Here is a 19,759-nt window from a genome sequence, read left to right as displayed (position 1 = left end):
GCCCCCACTTCCAATGACCATTCATTTCAATCTATCGTAACACAGCTAATCATTAGAGTTAAAGTAAATTAACTTAAAAATCAGAAAGCAGGAAAAGCCGCAGCTTTCACAGCTGGCGGCTTTTTCTATGATTACTTATTCTAAATCCAATCCTATAGAAATATATTTTACTTCCAAAAACTCCTCAATGCCGAAATGACCGCCTTCACGGCCGATTCCACTTTCCTTGTAGCCGCCAAATGGGGCTTGGGCAACCGATGGCAGCGCATCATTCAGACCAACAATTCCATACTCCAGCTGCTCCGTGATTCTAAATGAACGGCTTAAATTTTCTGTATAGACATAAGCAGCCAAACCGTAACGAGAATTATTCGCCCGCTCGATGACTTCCTCTTCCGTTTTAAACGTTGAAATTGGGGCAAGCGGTCCAAAGATTTCATCCTTCATGCACTCCATATTGTCATCAATATTCGTGATGATCGTTGGAGCATAGAAATAGCCATTCTCTTCTTCCGGCTTGGCACCAGTGTAAACGACCTTACCACCTTGTTTAACAGCATCATTGACAAGTGTTTCGACCTTTTTATAAGCAGCCTGATCGATTAATGGACCGATGTCTACCCCTTCTTCAAGTCCATTGCCAACCTTTAGCTTCGCTAATTCTGCTTGAAAAAGCTTGGTAAATTCCTCAGCCACTCCTTCTTGGACGTAAACCCGGTTTGTGCAAATACAGGTTTGACCAGCGTTACGGAATTTGGATTGCACGAGACCAACAGCCGCTTTTTGCAAGTTGGCATCATCCATGACAATAAATGGAGCATTGCCGCCGAGCTCAAGGGAAACCTTTTTAACATTTTCCGCTGCCCCGCGCATCAATGTCTTCCCTACCTCTGTTGAACCAGTGAAGGTAATCTTGGTTACGCGCGGATCCTTGAGCCAAACATCACCAATTTCTGAAGACTTACCGGTAATCACATTTAACACACCGCTTGGGATTCCCGCTTCATGGGCCAACTCCGCCATTTTCAAGGCTGTCAGAGGTGTTTGGTTTGCTGGTTTTACGACACAGGTACAGCCTGCTGCAAGTGCTGGACCAACCTTTCTCGTAATCATCGCCGCCGGGAAGTTCCAAGGTGTAATAGCAGCAACAACCCCTACTGGTTCTTTACGGACCAGGATTCGTTTATTAGGGAACGACGCCGGAATCGTTTCACCGTAAACACGTTTGGCTTCCTCGGCATACCAGGAGATGAAACTATTGGCATAGACAACCTCACCAAGGGCCTCTTTTAACGGCTTACCTTGTTCTGTAGTCATGATTCTAGCAATCTCCAGTTTATTTTCATCGATCAATTGATGCCATTTCATTAAAAGACGGGAGCGCTCTTCTGCTGTTTTTTTCGACCACGTTTTAAAAGCACGATGGGCTGCATCTACAGCTAGTTTTGCTTCTAAACTGCCTCCGGTCGGGATTGCCCCTACTACCTCTTTCGTTGCTGGATTAATCACTTCAGTGAAAATCTCATAATCATTGCCGACCCATTTTCCATCAAGATACATTGGATAAATTTGATACTCTTGATTTACGACACTCATTTTCTTACCTCCCAGCTAAAACAGTAGATTCATTATTATGATAAACGTCGGCAAAGGCTTCTTCAAGTATTTGGAAACCTTCTTCGAGCTGTTCATCCGTGATCGTAATTGGCATCAACAGACGGATGACGTTTCCGTAAATCCCGGCACTTAAGATCATCAGCCCTCTTTCACCGGCTGCTTTTACCAGTTTTGCGACTCCTTCTTTATCAGGAGTTTTCGTAAGTTTATCTTTTACGATTTCCATCGCACACATTGCCCCAAGACCGCGGACATCACCAATGCAATCAAAGCGAGTGCTTAGCTGCTTCATTTTGTCGATAATCCTGTCACCCAGCATGGCTGCACGTTCATTAAGTTTTTCACTTTCAATAATATCTAGCACCGCCAGTGCAGCCTGACAGCCCAGCGGACTTCCGGAATATGTCCCGCCGATCTCACCGGATGCAGCTGCATCCATAATTTCTGCCCGGCCAATGACCCCGCTAATTGGCACCCCGGCCCCCATTGATTTGGATATCGTGATTAAATCAGGGACAACACCAAAATGCTCAATGGAAAAATATTTTCCGGTCCGGGCAAAGCCTGCTTGAATTTCATCCGCAACAAAAAGGATGCCATACTGCGTACAGATTTCTCTAATTCTTTGAACAAAAGCGATATCAGGCACGATAAAGCCGCCTTCTCCTTGAACCGGTTCCATCACTACCGCAGCAATTGTTTCCGGGGCAACTTCAGCGATTAAAAATTGTTTAAACTGGTCAATCATCATTTCACTGTATTGCTGTTCGCTGATTCCTTCCGGCCGGCGGTAAACATATGGATAAGGCGCTTTGTACACCTCCGGGGCAAAAGGGCCAAACTCATATTTGTAAGGCTTAACTTTACTGGTCATCGTCATGGTCATTAAAGTTCTGCCGTGGAAACCTCTTGTAAACGAAATAATTCCTTGGCGTTTCGTGTATTTGCGGGCAATTTTTACGGCATTTTCAACTGCTTCGGCCCCGCTGTTAAAAAAGGCTGCTTTTTTGGCAAACTCGCCTGGCGCAAGCTTACAAAGTCTTTCAGCAAGTTCGATATAGGATTCATACATCATGACATTAAATCCGGTATGTACGAACTGGCTTGCCTGTTCTTGAATCGCTTTAACCACTTTTGGATGGGAGTGGCCGACATTCAGTGTTCCAATCGCACCAGCAAAATCGATATAGATATTGCCATCGACATCTTCAACAACGGCTCCTTCCGCTTTTTTTACAAAGGAGTGGCAATTATTGCTAATGCCCTTTGGCACATACTTATTTCTCCGCTCTAATATTTCTAAAGATTTTGGCCCTGGAATGGCTGTTTGCTGTTTTACAATGTGATCGTCCAATTTTAACTCCCCTTATATATATATTTTGATTTTTTTATTTTAGTAGGAATGAAAGCAATCGGTACTGGACCGATTGCTTTGATGAAAAATTTTCCTAATTATACTTCTTTCACGTTCTCCAATACCTTCTTGAAGGTGCTGACCACTTTATCAACCTCTTCATAGCTAATGGTTAATGCTGGCTCAATTCGGATTGTTTTTGAATTAATCAGCGTGCCGGCTACTAGAACACCATTATCAAACATTCCTTTTGATACTTCATAACCGATTTCGTCCTTGTGGAACTCGATCCCAATCATTAAACCTTGACCGCGGATTTCCTGGACTTTGTCTTCATGACCGACCGCTGCTTTTTTCAATTCATTTAGGAAATACTCACCTACAACCGCTGCTCTTTCCGGCAATTTCTCATCGATTAAGACGCCAATTGTCGCAATTGCGGCAGCACAAGCCAGCGGATTGCCGCCAAAGGTGGTGGTATGCATAAATGGATTTGGGAACCAACTTTTGAATACTTCCTCTTTCGCTACAACGGCTCCGGCCGGCATAACGCCCCCGCCAAATGCTTTGGCTAGACAGATAATATCCGGCACGACATCGTACAATTCGGCGGCAAACATTTTTCCAGTCCGGCCCATCCCAGTTTGCACTTCATCAAAAATCAACAGGGCACCAAACTCATCACAAAGCTCGCGAACTTGTTTTAAGTATCCTTCAGGTGGCAGGATAATGCCCCCTTCTCCTTGAATTGGCTCAAGGATGACGGCCGCCACATCTTCACCAACAAGCGCACAGGTTTCAAATGTCTTACGCATCATCTCGATATCGCCGTACTGGACATGACGGAAGCCTGGAATTAATGGCAGGAATGGCTTACGGAACATCCCTTTTGCCGTACCGGATAATGATCCCAGACTTTTTCCGTGAAATGCCCGAGTTGTTGAAATAAATGTCGTCCGCTCACTATACATTTTTGCCAGCTTCAATGCTGCTTCAACACTTTCCGTTCCACTGTTAGTGAAAAAGGCATATTTTAAATCCCCTGGGGTGATTTCTGCTAAAATTTTTGCCAGCATCGCACGCAGCGGGTCAAGCAAATCCTGACTGTGAAGTGCCTGGTGCTTCAGAAGCTGATCCGTCACAGCTTTTACAACCTTCGGATTGCGATGGCCGACATTATAAATGCCAAAACCACCAAGACAGTCAATGTATTCTTTGCCATTTACATCCTTAAAGCAGGCGCCATTATCCGACCATTCAACAGCGGCAAATTGACCACCTTCAGTTACGGTTTTGCGGTATTCCAGGAACCCTGGATTGACATACTCACGGAAGCCGTCAACCGTTTCCTTCGTAATCCAGGCAGCATCCTCTTCAGTTATTTGTTCCTTTTCTACTAAACTTAAAACCTTCTCAATATACTTACTTACATTTTGCAGCTTTTCACTCTTTGATTCTCTTGTTACATCAATACTCATCATAATCTCTCCTATTTTTGTAAAATATTAATTGTGTTTACATTACTTTTTTAGTTTTCAAACCAGCCTACAGGCTCAACTTGTAAATTGATATTAATTTGTTTAATTTCCTGGAATTCCTCAAGACCAAATGTGCCTAGGCTGCGGCCGATTCCACTTTGCTTATAACCGCCCCATGGCGCCTCATTATAAGTAGGATGGTAGGAATTGATCCAAGTAATTCCGGCGCGCAAGCTTTTAATCACCCGCAAGGCTTTTGCTCCATCATTGGAGAAAACTCCTCCTGCCAGTCCATAAACAGTGCCGTTGGCAAGCTTGATGGCTTCCGCTTCATCCTTAAACTTCTGAATGACACAAACAGGGCCAAAGATTTCCTCCTGAACGATTCGCATGTCTTGCTTGACATCAACAAATACAGTCGGCTCAACAAAATACCCCTTTTCCAAGCCACTTTTGACGATACGGTTTCCGCCGCAGGCGACCGTTGCCCCTTCTTGTTTACCAAGCTCAATATAATGAAGTACTTTTTCTAAATGCTGGGCACTGACAAGCGGGCCCATTTCGGTCGCTGGGTCATTACCCGGTCCGACCTTGATTTTTTTCGCTCTTTCTACAAAGCGGGCCACAAATTTATCATAAATGCTTTCTTCAACCAGAATTCTTGAACCTGCAGAACAAACCTGACCGGCTCCAGAAAAAATCCCGAATAATGCATAATCAACCGCGACTTCAAAATCAGCATCAGCAAAAATGATATTTGGCGATTTTCCGCCTAACTCCAAGGAAACTTTTTTCATCGTATCGGCAGCCGTTCTCATGATATGTTTTCCTGTTTTTGTACCGCCGGTAAAGGAAACCATATCAACTTCCGGATGGGAGGCGATTTCATGACCAACCACTGGGCCGGCACCCATAACCATATTGGCTGCACCTTTTGGTAAACCAACCTCTTCAAAAATTTCAAACAGTTTCATCGGCGTAACCGGAGTAACCTCTGATGGTTTATAGACGACGGTATTACCTGCCGCAAGCGCTGGCGCAAGCTTCCATACACTCATCAATAATGGATAGTTCCAGGGAACGATCAGTCCGCAGACACCGACCGGTTCCCGAACGACCATTGCCTGCATCGGGTCGGCTACATGGTAAGTATAACCATCCGGTGCTTTAATCAAGCCTGCATAATAGCGGAAGCAGGCAGCCGCATCGGCAACGTCGAATCCTGCTTCTCTCAATGGTTTTCCGTTATCCATCGTTTCAAGTTCGGTTAATTCATCGGCATATTCATCAATTTTATCGGCAATTTTCAATAAATAGGAGGCTCTTTCCTGTGCTGATAATCCGGACCAAACACCGGCTTCGAAAGCTTTTCGGGCCGCATAAATGGCCGCGCGGGCATCTGCAACCGTTCCTTCAGGAGCATGGGCAATTACTTCTCCGGTAGCAGGATTTATGACAGGGCGTGTTTCTTGATTTTCGGCATCCTTCCATTCGCCATCGATATACATTTTAAGATTAATCACACGATTTTTTACCTCAACCATATCCAATTCCTCCTTTTAGATTCCTCACTTATTTATAGATGCAAGAACCGTGCCAATTAGAAAAGCGCAAGCGACGGGGGATCGCCCAGAAAACCTATTCATATTCGCATAGAGGTATTTCCATTTGCATAGAAAACAGAATATTAAAAAAGCTGTTTCAGATCCGAGTATCCAAACAGCTTTTTTGTCATGACAAAGTGAAACTTCCATCAGTGGGGGGCCTACTGCCCGTTAAGGCGGGATAAATGTCTCACATTTCAACCTTCATATTTTTTTCACTTAAGATTTTTTGATATTTCCGACTTACGGACGATTGACTGATTCCCAATGCCTTGGCAGCCTTTGTTGTCGTTTTGTATTGATTCATCGCCATGACGATCAGCTGCTCTTCAACATGGTCCAGCGCTTCCTGTAATGGAATCACTCTCGTAATGACCGGCTTCATTTTCTTATTTTCATAGCCTAATGATAAAAATTGACTAACAAACTCAGCGTCAATGGCAGGATGGTCAGCAGTGACCACTAGCCTTTCGATAATATTTTGCAGCTCGCGCACGTTTCCCGGCCATGAATAAAATTCAAGGACATTGATAGCATCAGGCGTTAAATGATAGTTACGATTATATTTTTCATTCAACTGCTGCAAAAAGTGAAATGCGAGCAAGGAAATATCTTCCGTCCGCTCCCGAAGCGGCGGAATTTGAATTGGAATAACATTTAAGCGATAGTATAAATCTTGGCGAAAAGTACCGGCTTCAACCATTTTCGCCAAATTTTTATTGGTTGCCGCAATAATTTGCACATCCACTTTAATCGGAGTCGTACTTCCGACCGGAATCACTTCCTGCTCCTGAAGCACTCGCAATAATTTCACCTGGAGATGCATCGGCATTTCACCAATTTCATCGAGAAACAAAATTCCCCCGTCCGCCTGTTTGAAGTAGCCGTCTTTACCATTCTTATCAGCACCGGTAAATGCGCCCTTGGCATAACCAAATAATTCGCTTTCCAATAAATTTTCCGGTATCGCACCACAATTCAATTTTAAAAATGGCTTATGCGAACGGTTGCCTAAATGATGGATCGCTTGAGCAATAACCTCTTTTCCGACCCCCGATTCACCATATAACAGTACTGTCGAGGAAAACTCAGCAATCTTTTGAACCTGATTCATAATTTTTTCCATCTTTGGACTGCAGTATATCAACTTTTTTAAGAACCGGTCCTTGCTTTTAAAATCATCTAACTCCTTTTTATATTGCTCCGAGATTTTCTTCATTTCCTGCAATTCACTTTTTAACTTTGTGGTCTCGGTAATATCGCGTGAGGCAATAATAATCCGTTCCAATTCCTGTTTTTCATTAAACACGGGATTGCCGACTGCAAGGATTTTTCGGCCGCTTTTTGTTTCCTGAACAACCGATACCTTTTTCTGCTTTTCAATCACAAGTCTGGTCACAGATGGCGTAAAGAGCCCCTGATCTTCAAGGTCAAGGACGTTTTTTCCAATCAACTCCTTCAAGTCCACCTGCCAAAAGTCTTGAATGATATTTTCGCTATAGCGGATGAGTTCGCCTTTTGCATTTACCACAAGAATTTCATCATAAATACTGGATAGAATGGCATTTAAGTCTTTATTTAAATCCTTAATATATTCAATTTCCATGGCCATCTCTTCCACCATTGGTAAATCCTGAACAACGATAACCGCCCCTTCAACCTGCTGGTCGTAACCTAAAATTGGACTATAATCAACAAGTACTCCTACTCCATTAGTAATTTCAAGGTGATTAAGAAGCGTTTTACCGCTGGAAAAGACCTTGCTAAGATGTTTTTTGCTAAAAATCCTTTCCCCTGGAGCGTTTAAAACTTTGTCAGCAGTTGATTTTATCATTTTTAAACCGGACTCATTACAATTAATAATTTGCTTTTCTTTATCTAATATAAATATCCCCATTGGAATGGAAGTGAGGAGAATTTTGAGCAGGTCAACACCTTTATTTTCCTGTTTAAAAAGCTCTGCCAGTGCATCCTCCCGGCTTATGTAGCCTTGCGGACTGCCATCCTCGGCCCTGACTAGCGCAAACGGTTCCCCAATAATTTGAAATAAATCCGTAAAGGAAATCTGTTCCCTTAGGCAACAAATACTATCAATTGATTTAGCGTGTTCAACCAATACCTCAGGGGAATAGTCGTGTTTTTCGAGCGCCACCTGCAAAGGTTTATTCCATGCTGCATAAGCAAATATTTGATCTTCTTTTTTCAAAAAGACAAATGGTTCTTTGAGGTTCTTCAAAGTAGAGCATAATACATCCTTACCCTCATCTATGGCAACAGAAATAATCGGTTTAATCTTTTCCTTTTTAACGGAATACATCATTATGACTCCCCCTTTGCACATATCAAGTTTATCTTACCACTTTTCTGAATCTTATAAATAGTATACTAAAAAAAAGAAGATATGGCTCAAGCACCACATCCTCTCAACTTTTTATTAGTCACTACCGGTTACAAATAAATCTTCTTTTACATAGGCCAGGACCATTCCAGGAATGACGGTTTCGCCTTCCTGCACTTCAATTGATTCAATTCTTCCGCTCAAGGAGGTTTGAACAATTTCGTAGGAGCCATCTTCTCGCCTGATTGTAAATAATGGTTCCCACTCGTAAATTCGATCAGAATCTTTAATCGGAATCGTCGCTATTTTTCCATAACAAGGGCTGAGGAGAACACCAAAACACATATAATCACCTTCTAACCTCATTTTAATATTGCTCCTGAAAGGGACTTTTTTGTAATACCATTCCAAAGAAATCCTTGAATTCAGCAATATCTTCCTGTTGAATTCCCAGCCTGTCAGCCCAGTAGATATCTTCATTTATATCAGCCTTACAGAGCAGCACCATCTTTCCTGTCTGAATCGACGTTACCATTGCTTTTCCAAAAAAATGTTCGGAATAGCCAACCGTTAAATCATAACGGTGATTATTGGAAATAAGGCAAAAATAGCGCAGCAGCTGGTGTTCTTTTAATTCTGATAAGATTTCAAGATTCATTCATTTATTCCCCCTTATAAGATCAATATTTTAACCATCCTCTCAGCCTGGAAGCTTCTGCTAACTTTTGTATTCCTTCAATATAAGCGGCAATCTTCATATTGACACCGTATTTTTTTGCCGTATGATAAACATTTTCAAAGCTTGTATTCATTTTTTCTTTAAGCCGGGTATCCACTTCTGTCTCTGTCCAATAGAAGCCCTGATTGTTTTGGCACCACTCAAAATAAGACACAATCACACCGCCGGAATTGGCCAATATATCTGGAACAACAAGAATGCCCCGTTCATCCAATATGGTTAGCGCGTCCTTCGTTGTAGGGCCATTTGCCGCCTCAATGACAATCTGACATTTGATTCTATCTGCATTATGCTGATTAATAACGCCGGATATAGCTGCTGGAATTAATATGTCGCACTCTTTTTCCAATAGCTCCTGATTACTGATAGCGTCATCAAAACGGTTTGAGACGATCCCGAAGGAGTCTCGATTTTCTAATAAGTACGGAATATCCAAACCATTTTCATCATATAACGCGCCTAGCACATCACCAATTCCAATGACTTTTGCTCCAAGTTCATATAAATATTTTGCTAGATAGCTGCCAACATTACCAAATCCTTGAATGATAACACGGGTGTCTTTTAACTCCAATTTTCTTAATTCGCAAACCCGCTGTAATGTATATAAAACCCCTTTAGATGTAGCCGTTTCCCTGCCCTTCGAACCGCCAAGGGTAATCGGCTTGCCGGTAATAAAGCCTGGTGAGTCAAATTCCCTAATATGATCATATTCATCGAGCATCCAAGCCATGATTTGCGAATTTGTATACATATCCGGTGCCGGAATATCCTTCGTCGGTCCAACCAGTTGACTGACTGCTCTGACATAGCCTCTGCTTAGTCGTTCCAGCTCATCCTGACTCATTTTTCGCGGATCGCAGATAATTCCTCCTTTGGCCCCGCCGTACGGCAAATCGGTCACACCGCACTTCAGACTCATCCAGCCGGCCAGCGCTTTCACCTCATCCGCTGTCACATCCGGATGAAAGCGAATCCCTCCTTTTGTCGGTCCGGTTGCATCGTTATGCTGGGCCCGGAACCCTTGGAAAATTTGCGTTTGTCCATTATCCATTCGAACCGGAATACTTACTTCCAAAAATCTCATCGGTTTCCTTAGAAATTCATAAACCTGTTCCGGATAATGTAAAATTTCAACCGCTTCTTTAAGCGTTTCCTGGAACTCGATTAAGGCATTGTCCTCCGGTAAAACTTCTTTCTTTTTGACATCAAGTGAGTCGATTGCCATGTTAACACCTCATTTATAGTTGTTATAAAAACACTAAGCAAGTTCCGTGCCAACACCTAGAAAAGGAGATTCTCGGTGTATTTTTCAGTCATTGTTGCAAAAGTGAATAAAAACATTATGAAGAAATGACTTTATTATGCAAAATTGAATAATATTATTGAAAATGAAAGCTTACCGGCTGGCATGAGGCGTAGTTAAACTTATGCCTTCTTAGTAACCAAAAAAGGAAGAGCAGTTTTGCTCCTCCTGTATCCATTATAATGTTGTATTTCGATCAGCATCCTCAAATGCAAAATCAGCCATATTGACTTTAAAGAATCTGGTTTGGATAAGCAGATAGAGAAACCCGATGATAACCCAGACGATTCCTCCGATAAGAGCATCAGCCTGAAGGTTTACCCACAGAATACCGGTTGAGCCGGCCCCGAGAATCGGCATAATCAAGTAGGAAAATATATCTTTCCCGGTTTTATATCTTTTTTTCCGGAAAATAAAATAAGCAATGACCGATAAGTTTACAAAGGTAAAGGCAATTAACGCTCCAAAGTTAATAAAGGATGAAATCAATTCCAAGCTTGGTGCAATCGCCAGAAGTGAAACAAGACCAACAATGATCACGTTAAAAGCCGGTGTCCGGAATTTTGGGTGGACATAACCAAAAAACCGCTTTGGCAGGACCCCATTACGTCCCATTACATACAAAAGCCGTGATACACTGGCGTGAGAGGCAAGTCCGGAAGCTACGGTTGCCGCAAAAGCACCGGAAAGGAATATAAGTTTGAAAATGGTTCCCCCTACATACAAGCCAATTTCCGGCAGTGTGTCATCTGTTACTTTAAAACCAGATACATCTGGAAACAGCGACTGGGCAAAATAACCGGCAACAAAAAAGATCGCGCCGCCGATCAGCACCGTCAACATAATCGCCCGCGGCAATGTTTTTTCATCAATGGCTTCCTCGGCATACATCGTTACCGCGTCAAAACCGATAAACGAGAAACAAACTACCGTTGCTCCTGTTAAAACTGCTCCCAAATGAACATTTGAATGAAACAGTGGTTCAGCTGTAAAAATAGTACCTTGTCCCATTCCCTGCGAAAGCTTAATAAATGCCAAAACAATAAATGCCCCGATTAAGACAATTTCAAAAACAACCAGTAAGGAATTTAAATTAGAGGTTTTCCCCATACTCCAAACATTAATGGCCGTTACCACAGCCACATAGCTGATTACCCAAATCCAGGCCGGGACATCCGGAAACACCGAAACCATATAAATCCGAATAATTAAGGCATTTACCATCGGCAGCAGGATATAATCAAGCAGTGCTGCCCAACCGACCAAAAAACCAAGGTGCGGACTCATGGTTTCTCTTGTATACGTATATGCCGAACCTGCACTTGGAAAAACTTTGACCATTTTTCCGTAACTGATGGCTGTCAGCAACATCACCAGCAGTGCTGTAAGATAGGCAAGCGGAACAACACCATTCGTTTCTTCTGATACAATTCCAAACGTATCGAATACGACTGTTGGTGTCATATATCCTAAACCTAGTCCAACAATTGCCCATAACCCTAATGACCGTTTTAACGAAGTATTTGTGCCCAATTTTATCATCCCCCAATTGTTTATCTTTCGAATGAAATCCCTTACATTTATTTACTGGAGTGCTCTTACATACAATTCCTTATAACAGGCTGATCATCTCCTTTAGGAATGAGTTGATTAATTATTTTAAATAATTGCAATTTTCATGCCAAAATTACACTATCCATTTCAGTGAAATTTTAAATTATTCAGTTAATATTTATGTCATTTTGCATAAGTTACTCGTAGCTGCATAACAACTTTGTTCCTTAAGAACATATTCAGACATGCAAAAAAAGCAGCGATCATCCGTTTTTGGATTCGCTGCTTTTTGGATAAAATGCTATGATTTTTGAGATTCTAAGAGTAAATGATTATTTTGCAAAGACATGGTTGCCGATTTTTACTGTTACTTGGCGCGTGGCAACCCATTTGCTGACCGCAGTTTTTGGATTATAGAAAAAGAGGGATCCACTGCCTTGGCCTCTAAATGCCAATGCTTCATTGACAGCTTTCTTTGATGCGGCATCAGCAGGTTGTTTAATCGCACCATTCATTACCGGTGTAAACGCATAGTGGCCATTTTCTTTATCATAGATTACCCCGCTTATCGTATTCGGAAAATCCGGGCTGGCTACACGATTAAGAATAACGGTGGCAACGGCAACCTTACCGGCATATGGTTCTCCCTTAGCTTCAGCATGAACAAGTCGTGCCATTAAGTCTTTTTCAGCCGCTGTAACCGAAGAATTTGGGATTACTAGATTTTCTCCTGGATATAACAGACTGCCAGTTTTATGGTTAGCCGTTAAAAGACTTTTAACTGGTACTCCATATTTTACGGCAATCTTCCAAAACGTTTCTCCAGACTGAACCTTATGTGTTGTTGCTGCTTCCGTTGTTCCGTTCAGCGTAAATGCCGACATTGATAAAATTAATCCTGCTGAAATAACTAGCTTTTTTAATTTTTTCATGTTCATAACCTCCTAGATAGTTGCTCGGCTTATCTATCTATAAGGCTATCAGTTGTAACATTGCTAATCATTACCCAAAATATGGTAACTATAAAAAAGATGATTTATCTCCTATTATGATAATGTTTTCATACAGGTTGGAAATTTTACCCGATCGTGTTTTATTTCCGGTATTATCCACAGTTGGTTGGAGAAGGATACAATATTACAAACGATTACAAAAAAGTAACATTGTAAATCCAAAAAACTCCACTTAATTTCACAATATCGACAACTTTTTCACAAAATTGACCGAAGATTTTCACCTCAACTCGGGTAAAATATATATGTATTAAATGAAAACTCGCCAACTGGCGAATCCGTAAGGACGGTTCATGAGGCGTAGTTGAATTTAAGCGGTATAGGAAAGGATAAAATTTGTACAAATTTTATCCCTATTAGCTAAAAAAGGAGGCTTTATTGATGGATAAACAATTAGTGGACGTATTGAACAAACAAGTCGCTAATTGGTCTGTTATGTATGTCAAATTACATAATTACCATTGGTATGTGAAAGGTGATCAGTTCTTCACTTTACACGCTAAATTCGAGGAATTTTATAATGAAGCCGGAACCCATGTAGATGAATTGGCCGAACGGCTGTTGGCAATTGGTGGAAGCCCTGTTGCGACAATGAAAGAATGCCTGGAAATTTCCTCTATCCAGGAAGCAACGGGAAATGAATCGGCCACTGAAATGGTACAATCCATTATTAATGACTTTTCAATCATCATTGGCGAATTAAAAGAAGGAATGAGCCGTGCCGATGAGCTGCATGATGAAACGACTGGTGATATGCTGCTGGCCATTCATTCCGGATTGGAAAAGCATGTCTGGATGTTAACTGCCTTTCTTGGCAAAGCAATATAATAGAAGAAACACGTTGCGAAAGCCCAACTTTTACTGGTTGGGCTTATTGTTATATGGGGGCACAGTTCGAATGAGTAAACTAATGAAACAAATAAGCATGGGTACGCTCCCCATGCTTCCTAACGGATCTTTGTCATTTCTAATTTTACGCTTTGACTGTCTCGATTAAATATAGCGTAGTCTATGGCTTTTTCTCCTTTGGCAACAATTAAGGCGCTAAATACATCGGAATCTACATTGAGGATGGTCCGCAGCATGCCGACGAACCAATCTACACCGGCAAACAAGGCAATGCTTTGCATCGGCAGTCCCATTTGCGGGATGACAATGGACAGGGAAACCAAACCGGCACCTGGCACAACGGCATTTGCCAAAGAAGCCAAGGTAGATAGAACAACGATGTAAAAATAACCGCCTGCCGAATGAGAATAACCGTAAATTTGTGAGATTGTCACTAGGGTGATCGCCATATGCATCGCTGAACCATTGCTGTTCAAGGACATTCCCAGCGGAAGCACCAATTTTGCCACTTTCTCTTTGATACCCAATTTCTCTTGAGCATCCTTCAACTCAACAGGTAATGTGATTGCAGAGGATGTTGTTGCCAGAGCCATCATTGACATTTGCATCATATTTTTTATTAACCGGGCAGGACGGACATGACAGTACAATGCCACCACTATGATCCATATGAACAAAAAGAGAAGTGTCGAAAGACCATAAACAGCCAGATATTTTCCTAATGGCAATAATACTTTTATTCCCATTTTGCCAACTGTAGAAGCAAGGATAAAAAAGATGCCGATCGGGGCAAATTTCATAATGAAACTGATCATCTTTAACACAACAGAGTTGAAATCGATTGTGATTTGCAATAATTTATTGTCCGGATTCTCCAGCCTTACGAAACTTATCGCCAAGCCAAAAAGGACAGCAAACACGATGACTTGAACAATCATCCCTTGTGCCATGGAGTGGATGATATTATTCGGGAAGAAATTTAAAATGGTATCCTGGAGTGAACTGGAAGCACCCAGTTTAGGAACCTTTTTACCCGTTATTAGACTGAAATCAATTCCTTTTCCCGGCTGAAAAAAAACCCCCATCAGCGTACCGAAGAAAGCTGCCAATAGCGAAGACACCATGAATACGATGACCGTTTTGAGGCCGAGCCTTCCCAATTGTTTGGGGTTTAGGTTGCCGACAGCTTCTATAATTTGTCCCATTACTAATAAGACAATGGACATTTGGATCAGCCTCAGAAAAATATTTCCAATGACATTTATTGCCGTCATTCGTTCCCCAAACAGTACACCAACAAGCACGCCCAATATAGTAGCTATAATAATCTGAGTGGTCATGTTCATTTTTTTGATGTTATCCATGTGTACCTCTCCTAGCTTTTCTACTCTTGACCCGGACATGTTGATGATTTTACCTGGGGAACGCCATCGGAGGGGAATAAAGGGTCTGGGGCAGACTGATATTCTCCCCAGACCAATAAAGCCGGTTCACACCATATAATCGTAAATAATCAACTTGTCCTGCATTTAATCCAACTTTACTTATGCGTTTTGGTTGACTGCCTTTAAACTTGAATTGGAGACAACCGTTCCTGTCAATAAGTTTTCCAGATTATCGAGTGAAGTAATAACCGCTTGGGCAAACGGCCTCTTTTCCAGGAATTGAATGACTGCTTGCACTTTCGGCAGCATGCTACCGGCGGCAAACTGATTCTGGCTGATATATTCTTTTAATTCGGAAATATGGACTTGTTCAAGCTTTTTCTGATTTTCCTTACCAAAATTAATATACACATTGTCCACACCAGTAAGGATAATAAAGTAGTCGGCATTCAGCATTTCCGCCAGCTTGGCAGCTGCAAAGTCTTTATCGATCACTGCCTCTACCCCTTTATATCCATCTTCCGTAGCAATTACCGGGATCCCGCCGCCTCCTGCGGAGATCGTGATAAAGCCGTTGTCAATTAGATTCTTTACCATCGGGTATTCAAGAATTTCCTCCGGCTTTGGTGATGGAACGACCTTTCTCCAGCCTCTGCCGGCATCTTCTTTATAATGGGCCCCATCTTTTTCGGAGGCAGCTTTTGCTTCTTCCTCAGTTAGGAATGGACCAACCGGCTTTGAAGGGTTTTGAAATGCTGGATCGTCTTGATTGACCAAGCATTGAGTAACGACTGAAACTGCCTGCTTTTGAATGTTTTCCTTTATTAAAATATCATTCATCGCATTTTGTACCCAGTAGCCGATACTCCCTTGTGTCATAGCCACACAAGTATCCAGTGGCAATGCCGGGTTTTTTTCAGAATTAGCCGCCAGCTGCTGATTAAGCAAGTTGCCGACTTGCGGGCCATTCCCGTGAGCAATCACTAATTGATGTCCCTGTTTTACTAATGTAACTAATTTTTCGGCGGTTTCTCGCAAAACGTTTTGTTGTCCCTGCGCCGTTGGATCATCTGTTAAAATCGCATTTCCACCTAATGCTACGACAATTCTTTTTCCCATTTTTATACTCCTCTTCCATTGTTCCTTTTCTGTAAAACTTCCATTTTTACGCTGCTGCTTTGTCAGGTTTTTCTTTCGTAAACAGTATGAATATCATTCCAATAATTAACAGAGCGCCTGAAATATAGAAGCTAATTTCCATGGATCCGACTATATCAGCGAACCAACCGGTAAAATATGGCGCCAAGATGGAACTGCACATGCCGATAAAATTATAAGCACTTAAAGCAGTTGATAAGGCCATTTTTGGTGCATGTTTCGATACAAAGGCAACCATAATCGGGTCAAGTGCCAACTTACCGAATAAACCGTAACAAATTAATGCAATGATCAGTGCTGTGCGATTTTGAACATTTGCAATTGCAATAATGGAAATGGCGGCTAATGGAACGAGAATAAAGATAAATAGTTTCGATTTCTTTAATTTATCCGAAAGCCTTGCAAAAATAATCGCACCTGGAATCGAAGCCCAAGGAACCAATGAGGAAATGAATCCTACTTCCGTTCCGGCATAGCCTCTTTCTACTTGTAAGAATTGCGGAAGCCAAGTAGTTACAACGAAAAAGCCATACAAGGAACAGAAACACATTATGAAGATAAACAGTAAATTCCTATTTTTAAAAATAGACCCCAGGGATACTTTTTGTTTTGGTTCATTCGTTTTCGTACTACTGTCTTTCCCCTTATCCTCAGGGCGAATAACTTTTTCATGCAATATAACGTAGAATAAAATTCCGACAATAACCGTTGGAATCGCCATGATGTAAAACGGCTGGCTCCAGTGTCCGCCTTCTGCAAGGACTAATTTACTGGACAACAGATAACCGCCTGAGATACCCAAGGCCTGACCACTGTTAATAATCGCCGTACCTAAAGTCAGATTCTTCGTTGGAATCGATTCTGTTGACAAAGCGTATTGCGGTCCGTAATAGAATCCTTCACCAATACCAGTAAGTGCCCGCCAAATCATAAAGATCCCAAAGGTCCCTGCCAAACCGGTTAAACCCGTTGTTAAACCGAATAATATAAAACCTACTGAGATAATCATTTTTCTTCCAAATTTATCGCCGATAATCCCCCCAGGAATTTGCGTAATCGCATAGGTAAGGAAGAAAATGCTATTGATTAAACCAATCTGTGAATTGCTTAAGTCAAATTGTTCACCAATAATGTTTTGAACTGGATTCAAAATCGTGCGGTCAGCATACATTAATGCCCAGCCAATTGTGAACAAGATAACAACTTTCCACCAATACTGGTTTGAAACTTCAACAGCTTGGTTCTTTTTTGCTGTGTTTTCCATGAACAATCCTCCAATAATTTTGATGTAGAGCCGTCAAAATCCCAAATAAAGTGTCATAACCAGATGTATGCCCATAGTTTGTAACATTTTTTATCAGCCTTTTTGCTTTGGTTTTATCAACTTGGATGGATATATTACAAAATAAGTTCTTAAAATTCTCGCTGACATAGCCATTTAAAAGGCAATCGTAATAACTATAACTGACATCTGTGGTCATATGGTTTTTTAAAAACCGTTTTAATGTATTCTTCCAAACGGCATGATCAGTAAAGAAAGCCTCCACCATTAAAAGCCCCGAGAGAAAATCATCACCGCTTGGTGTAAGACCAATTCCTCTGCCAAAAAAATGGGCAATGCACTCTGCAGCTATCTTCGTGTCGGTGGGGGCCGCATTGGTTAGCCTTTCCAACATAGCAGAGTCCTGTTTTACCTGAATAATCCCTGTCATTTGAACAAAATCTATTTTCTTTATTGCCTTTATGATCTCGTTTTCTTCCAACCATTCTTTCCTAATCCGTAACGGCTTCACGTTTAAATCAATGCTTGAAAGCTTGTCAAGCCGGATGATAAATGGCTGATCGGCTGTATCCATCTGCAAGTATCCTGCTTGATAAATGATCGGCATGCCTGCCTTTAGTTTTACCAGGAATTTTTGCAGCACCGATTGGGGTATATTGATGCCAAAGGCAGATAAAGGAGTTCCCAGTGCCCCGATGTGAATCAAGGAATGCTGAATCCGGATGTTGAAACTTGTTTGAAATACACTGTGGATTTCTCCCCGTAAAGGTCTAGTCAGGATTAGGGACAAAAAATTACTTTTTGTCCCATATTCCACGACTAAAGGGCAAGGTTTATTAGTCAACAACAATTCCCAATTTCTCGGCATATGCTTCCAAAGCTTTTTCAAAGCAAGCCAATGGAGCTCTTACGGTTCCAGCACCAACTTGTCCAAGTCCAGCTTTTTTGTGGGCGATACCGGTATTGATAATTGGCGTAATACCTGTTTCCACAACCTTCCTCATATCAATCCCTAAACAGCTTCCTTTGAAGTCCCATGTTGGAATACTAAAGTTCGGGTTATGTGAAATGCAAATTTCTGCCATTTCATTAGATACATTTAAAGCATCATCAAAGCCGCCGGCACCGACAAACCGGGTTACCCCTGGTGCTGCGACCATCGCCATGCCGCCAACTCCGACCGTTTCAGTAATCGCGCTGTCGCCGATATCAGGGTTTCCGTCTTCTTCAGAGAATCCGGTAAAGTACAATCCTTTTGGTGTGTTAACCGGTGCGGTAAACCATTGGTCACCCATGCCGCTGATGCGAATACCGAAGTTTTTGCCGTTTCTCGTCATGGTTGTCACAACAGTACCTTTATCAAATTTTCTAGCATAGTCAACGATTGATTTGCCCGTTGCCATCATGATATTTAAGAAGAATTGGTCGGTATCTGCCAGGAATTGAACTACTTCCTGTTTCTTGCTTTCCTCAATATCTAATTGAAGGATTAACGGTGCCACTTCTTTTAAGAAGACAAGGGATGCCGCAATATTTCTTTGGTGGAATTCATCCCCCATGGTAATGGCTTTAGCGATAATAACATTTAGGTTGATGCCGCCGTCTTTTTGTTTTAATGCCTGGCTCAAAACAGGACCTAAAACATCCTTCATCCAAGTTAAGCGGTCAATCACTTCTTTGGAGTAGGCGCCAAAACGTAACACCTTACCAATGCCTTCATTCATGGTACAATAAGCTCTTGTGCCGTCAATTTTATTCTCGACTACCAACACAGGCATATTGGCTGAAGTGATTCCGCCCATTGGACCAACAGCGTGAACATGGTGGCATGGCATAAAGGATACTTCACCGGATTCAAGCAGCTTCACGGCCTCTTCTTCCGTTTGTGCCCATCCTTCAAAAAGCGAAGCTCCGATACAGGATCCTTGCATTGGACCTGTCATCTCATTCCAAGTAATTGGCGGGCCTGCATGAAGCAATACTTTGCCGTTTAATTCCGGAATGACGGATTTTGCCGGAACAACATCCAGTAAAAATGGCTGTGAGTTTTTCATTCTTTCAATTACTTCTTCATTCCAGACC

General features: G+C 41.9%; 16 protein-coding genes. 1 reads left to right on the top strand and 15 read right to left on the bottom strand.

The genetic code is table 11. The features are described 5' to 3' along the window. Positions 1-135 precede the first annotated feature (135 nt). From JK635_RS20255 to JK635_RS20210, 10 genes are all read right to left on the bottom strand, one after another. On the bottom strand, positions 136-1,596 hold the full coding sequence (locus JK635_RS20255; RefSeq protein WP_202655740.1) for an NAD-dependent succinate-semialdehyde dehydrogenase: 1,461 nt from the start codon (positions 1,594-1,596) through the stop codon (positions 136-138). Positions 1,597-1,600: 4 nt separating this feature from the next. Next, entirely contained in the window at positions 1,601-2,971 is a 1,371-nt protein-coding gene (gabT, locus tag JK635_RS20250; RefSeq protein ID WP_202655739.1) for a 4-aminobutyrate--2-oxoglutarate transaminase, read from the bottom strand. Positions 2,972-3,069: 98 nt separating this feature from the next. Next, on the bottom strand, positions 3,070-4,449 hold the full coding sequence (locus tag JK635_RS20245) for a putrescine aminotransferase (protein ID WP_202655771.1): 1,380 nt from the start codon (positions 4,447-4,449) through the stop codon (positions 3,070-3,072). A 50-nt stretch (positions 4,450-4,499) separates the two neighbouring features. Continuing rightward, positions 4,500-5,972: an aldehyde dehydrogenase family protein gene (locus JK635_RS20240; protein ID WP_202655770.1), complete on the bottom strand. Its 1,473-nt coding sequence runs from the start codon at positions 5,970-5,972 to the stop codon at positions 4,500-4,502. A 271-nt stretch (positions 5,973-6,243) separates the two neighbouring features. Further along, complete coding sequence (locus JK635_RS20235) at positions 6,244-8,370, bottom strand: sigma 54-interacting transcriptional regulator (protein ID WP_202655769.1); 2,127 nt, start codon at positions 8,368-8,370, stop codon at positions 6,244-6,246. A gap of 117 nt (positions 8,371-8,487) precedes the next feature. Beyond that, positions 8,488-8,757 (bottom strand): biotin/lipoyl attachment domain-containing protein, encoded by a 270-nt coding sequence (locus JK635_RS20230; protein ID WP_235888258.1) that lies wholly within the window; start codon positions 8,755-8,757, stop codon positions 8,488-8,490. A gap of 1 nt (position 8,758) precedes the next feature. Further along, positions 8,759-9,049 (bottom strand): SAV0927 family protein, encoded by a 291-nt coding sequence (locus tag JK635_RS20225; protein WP_202655738.1) that lies wholly within the window; start codon positions 9,047-9,049, stop codon positions 8,759-8,761. Positions 9,050-9,071: 22 nt separating this feature from the next. Then, positions 9,072-10,358: a Glu/Leu/Phe/Val family dehydrogenase gene (locus JK635_RS20220; RefSeq protein WP_202655737.1), complete on the bottom strand. Its 1,287-nt coding sequence runs from the start codon at positions 10,356-10,358 to the stop codon at positions 9,072-9,074. A 255-nt stretch (positions 10,359-10,613) separates the two neighbouring features. Continuing rightward, positions 10,614-11,969, bottom strand: coding sequence for an APC family permease (locus JK635_RS20215; protein ID WP_374049111.1), 1,356 nt, complete (start codon positions 11,967-11,969; stop codon positions 10,614-10,616). Positions 11,970-12,322: 353 nt separating this feature from the next. Beyond that, on the bottom strand, positions 12,323-12,922 hold the full coding sequence (locus JK635_RS20210) for a cell wall hydrolase (protein WP_202655735.1): 600 nt from the start codon (positions 12,920-12,922) through the stop codon (positions 12,323-12,325). Between the two features lie 462 nt (positions 12,923-13,384). Between JK635_RS20210 and JK635_RS20205 the strand changes: the two genes are divergently transcribed. Then, positions 13,385-13,831 carry a Dps family protein gene (locus tag JK635_RS20205; RefSeq protein WP_202655734.1) on the top strand — a complete coding sequence of 149 codons (447 nt, stop codon included), beginning with the start codon at positions 13,385-13,387 and terminating at the stop codon, positions 13,829-13,831. 119 nt (positions 13,832-13,950) lie between these two features. On the opposite strand, the gene JK635_RS20200 is transcribed toward JK635_RS20205, so the two are convergent. The 5 genes from JK635_RS20200 to JK635_RS24470 form a co-directional block, all read right to left on the bottom strand. Then, entirely contained in the window at positions 13,951-15,216 is a 1,266-nt protein-coding gene (locus tag JK635_RS20200; RefSeq protein WP_202655733.1) for a dicarboxylate/amino acid:cation symporter, read from the bottom strand. Positions 15,217-15,396: 180 nt separating this feature from the next. Then, positions 15,397-16,356, bottom strand: a complete 960-nt coding sequence (arcC, locus tag JK635_RS20195) for a carbamate kinase (protein ID WP_202655732.1) — start codon at positions 16,354-16,356, stop codon at positions 15,397-15,399. Positions 16,357-16,402: 46 nt separating this feature from the next. Continuing rightward, positions 16,403-17,659, bottom strand: coding sequence for an MFS transporter (locus JK635_RS20190; RefSeq protein WP_202655731.1), 1,257 nt, complete (start codon positions 17,657-17,659; stop codon positions 16,403-16,405). Continuing rightward, complete coding sequence (locus JK635_RS20185) at positions 17,625-18,545, bottom strand: oxamate carbamoyltransferase subunit AllH family protein (RefSeq protein ID WP_308077984.1); 921 nt, start codon at positions 18,543-18,545, stop codon at positions 17,625-17,627. Before JK635_RS20185 ends, JK635_RS20190 begins: the two co-directional genes overlap by 35 nt. After that, positions 18,514-19,731: a YlbE family protein gene (locus JK635_RS24470; RefSeq protein WP_235888267.1), complete on the bottom strand. Its 1,218-nt coding sequence runs from the start codon at positions 19,729-19,731 to the stop codon at positions 18,514-18,516. The genes JK635_RS20185 and JK635_RS24470 overlap by 32 nt, the downstream gene beginning before the upstream one ends. Positions 19,732-19,759 lie beyond the last annotated feature (28 nt).

The organism is Neobacillus paridis (genome assembly GCF_016765675.1).
Taxonomy (GTDB): domain Bacteria; phylum Bacillota; class Bacilli; order Bacillales; family Cytobacillaceae; genus Neobacillus; species Neobacillus paridis.
Note: the sequence above shows the minus strand (reverse complement) of the source record. Positions and strands in the feature narration are given on the sequence as shown.

Coding starts and splice junctions, on each gene's coding strand:
- JK635_RS20255 (WP_202655740.1), bottom strand. CDS start 1,596: ATGAGTGTCGTAAATCAAGAGTATCAAATTTATCCAATGTATCTTGAT.
- JK635_RS20245 (WP_202655771.1), bottom strand. CDS start 4,449: ATGAGTATTGATGTAACAAGAGAATCAAAGAGTGAAAAGCTGCAAAAT.
- JK635_RS20235 (WP_202655769.1), bottom strand. CDS start 8,370: ATGTATTCCGTTAAAAAGGAAAAGATTAAACCGATTATTTCTGTTGCC.
- JK635_RS20230 (WP_235888258.1), bottom strand. CDS start 8,757: ATGAGGTTAGAAGGTGATTATATGTGTTTTGGTGTTCTCCTCAGCCCT.
- JK635_RS20225 (WP_202655738.1), bottom strand. CDS start 9,049: ATGAATCTTGAAATCTTATCAGAATTAAAAGAACACCAGCTGCTGCGC.
- JK635_RS20220 (WP_202655737.1), bottom strand. CDS start 10,358: ATGGCAATCGACTCACTTGATGTCAAAAAGAAAGAAGTTTTACCGGAG.
- JK635_RS20210 (WP_202655735.1), bottom strand. CDS start 12,922: ATGAAAAAATTAAAAAAGCTAGTTATTTCAGCAGGATTAATTTTATCA.
- JK635_RS20205 (WP_202655734.1), top strand. CDS start 13,385: ATGGATAAACAATTAGTGGACGTATTGAACAAACAAGTCGCTAATTGG.
- JK635_RS20200 (WP_202655733.1), bottom strand. CDS start 15,216: ATGGATAACATCAAAAAAATGAACATGACCACTCAGATTATTATAGCT.
- arcC (WP_202655732.1), bottom strand. CDS start 16,356: ATGGGAAAAAGAATTGTCGTAGCATTAGGTGGAAATGCGATTTTAACA.
- JK635_RS20190 (WP_202655731.1), bottom strand. CDS start 17,659: ATGGAAAACACAGCAAAAAAGAACCAAGCTGTTGAAGTTTCAAACCAG.
- JK635_RS20185 (WP_308077984.1), bottom strand. CDS start 18,545: ATGCCGAGAAATTGGGAATTGTTGTTGACTAATAAACCTTGCCCTTTA.
- JK635_RS24470 (WP_235888267.1), bottom strand. CDS start 19,731: ATGAAAAACTCACAGCCATTTTTACTGGATGTTGTTCCGGCAAAATCC.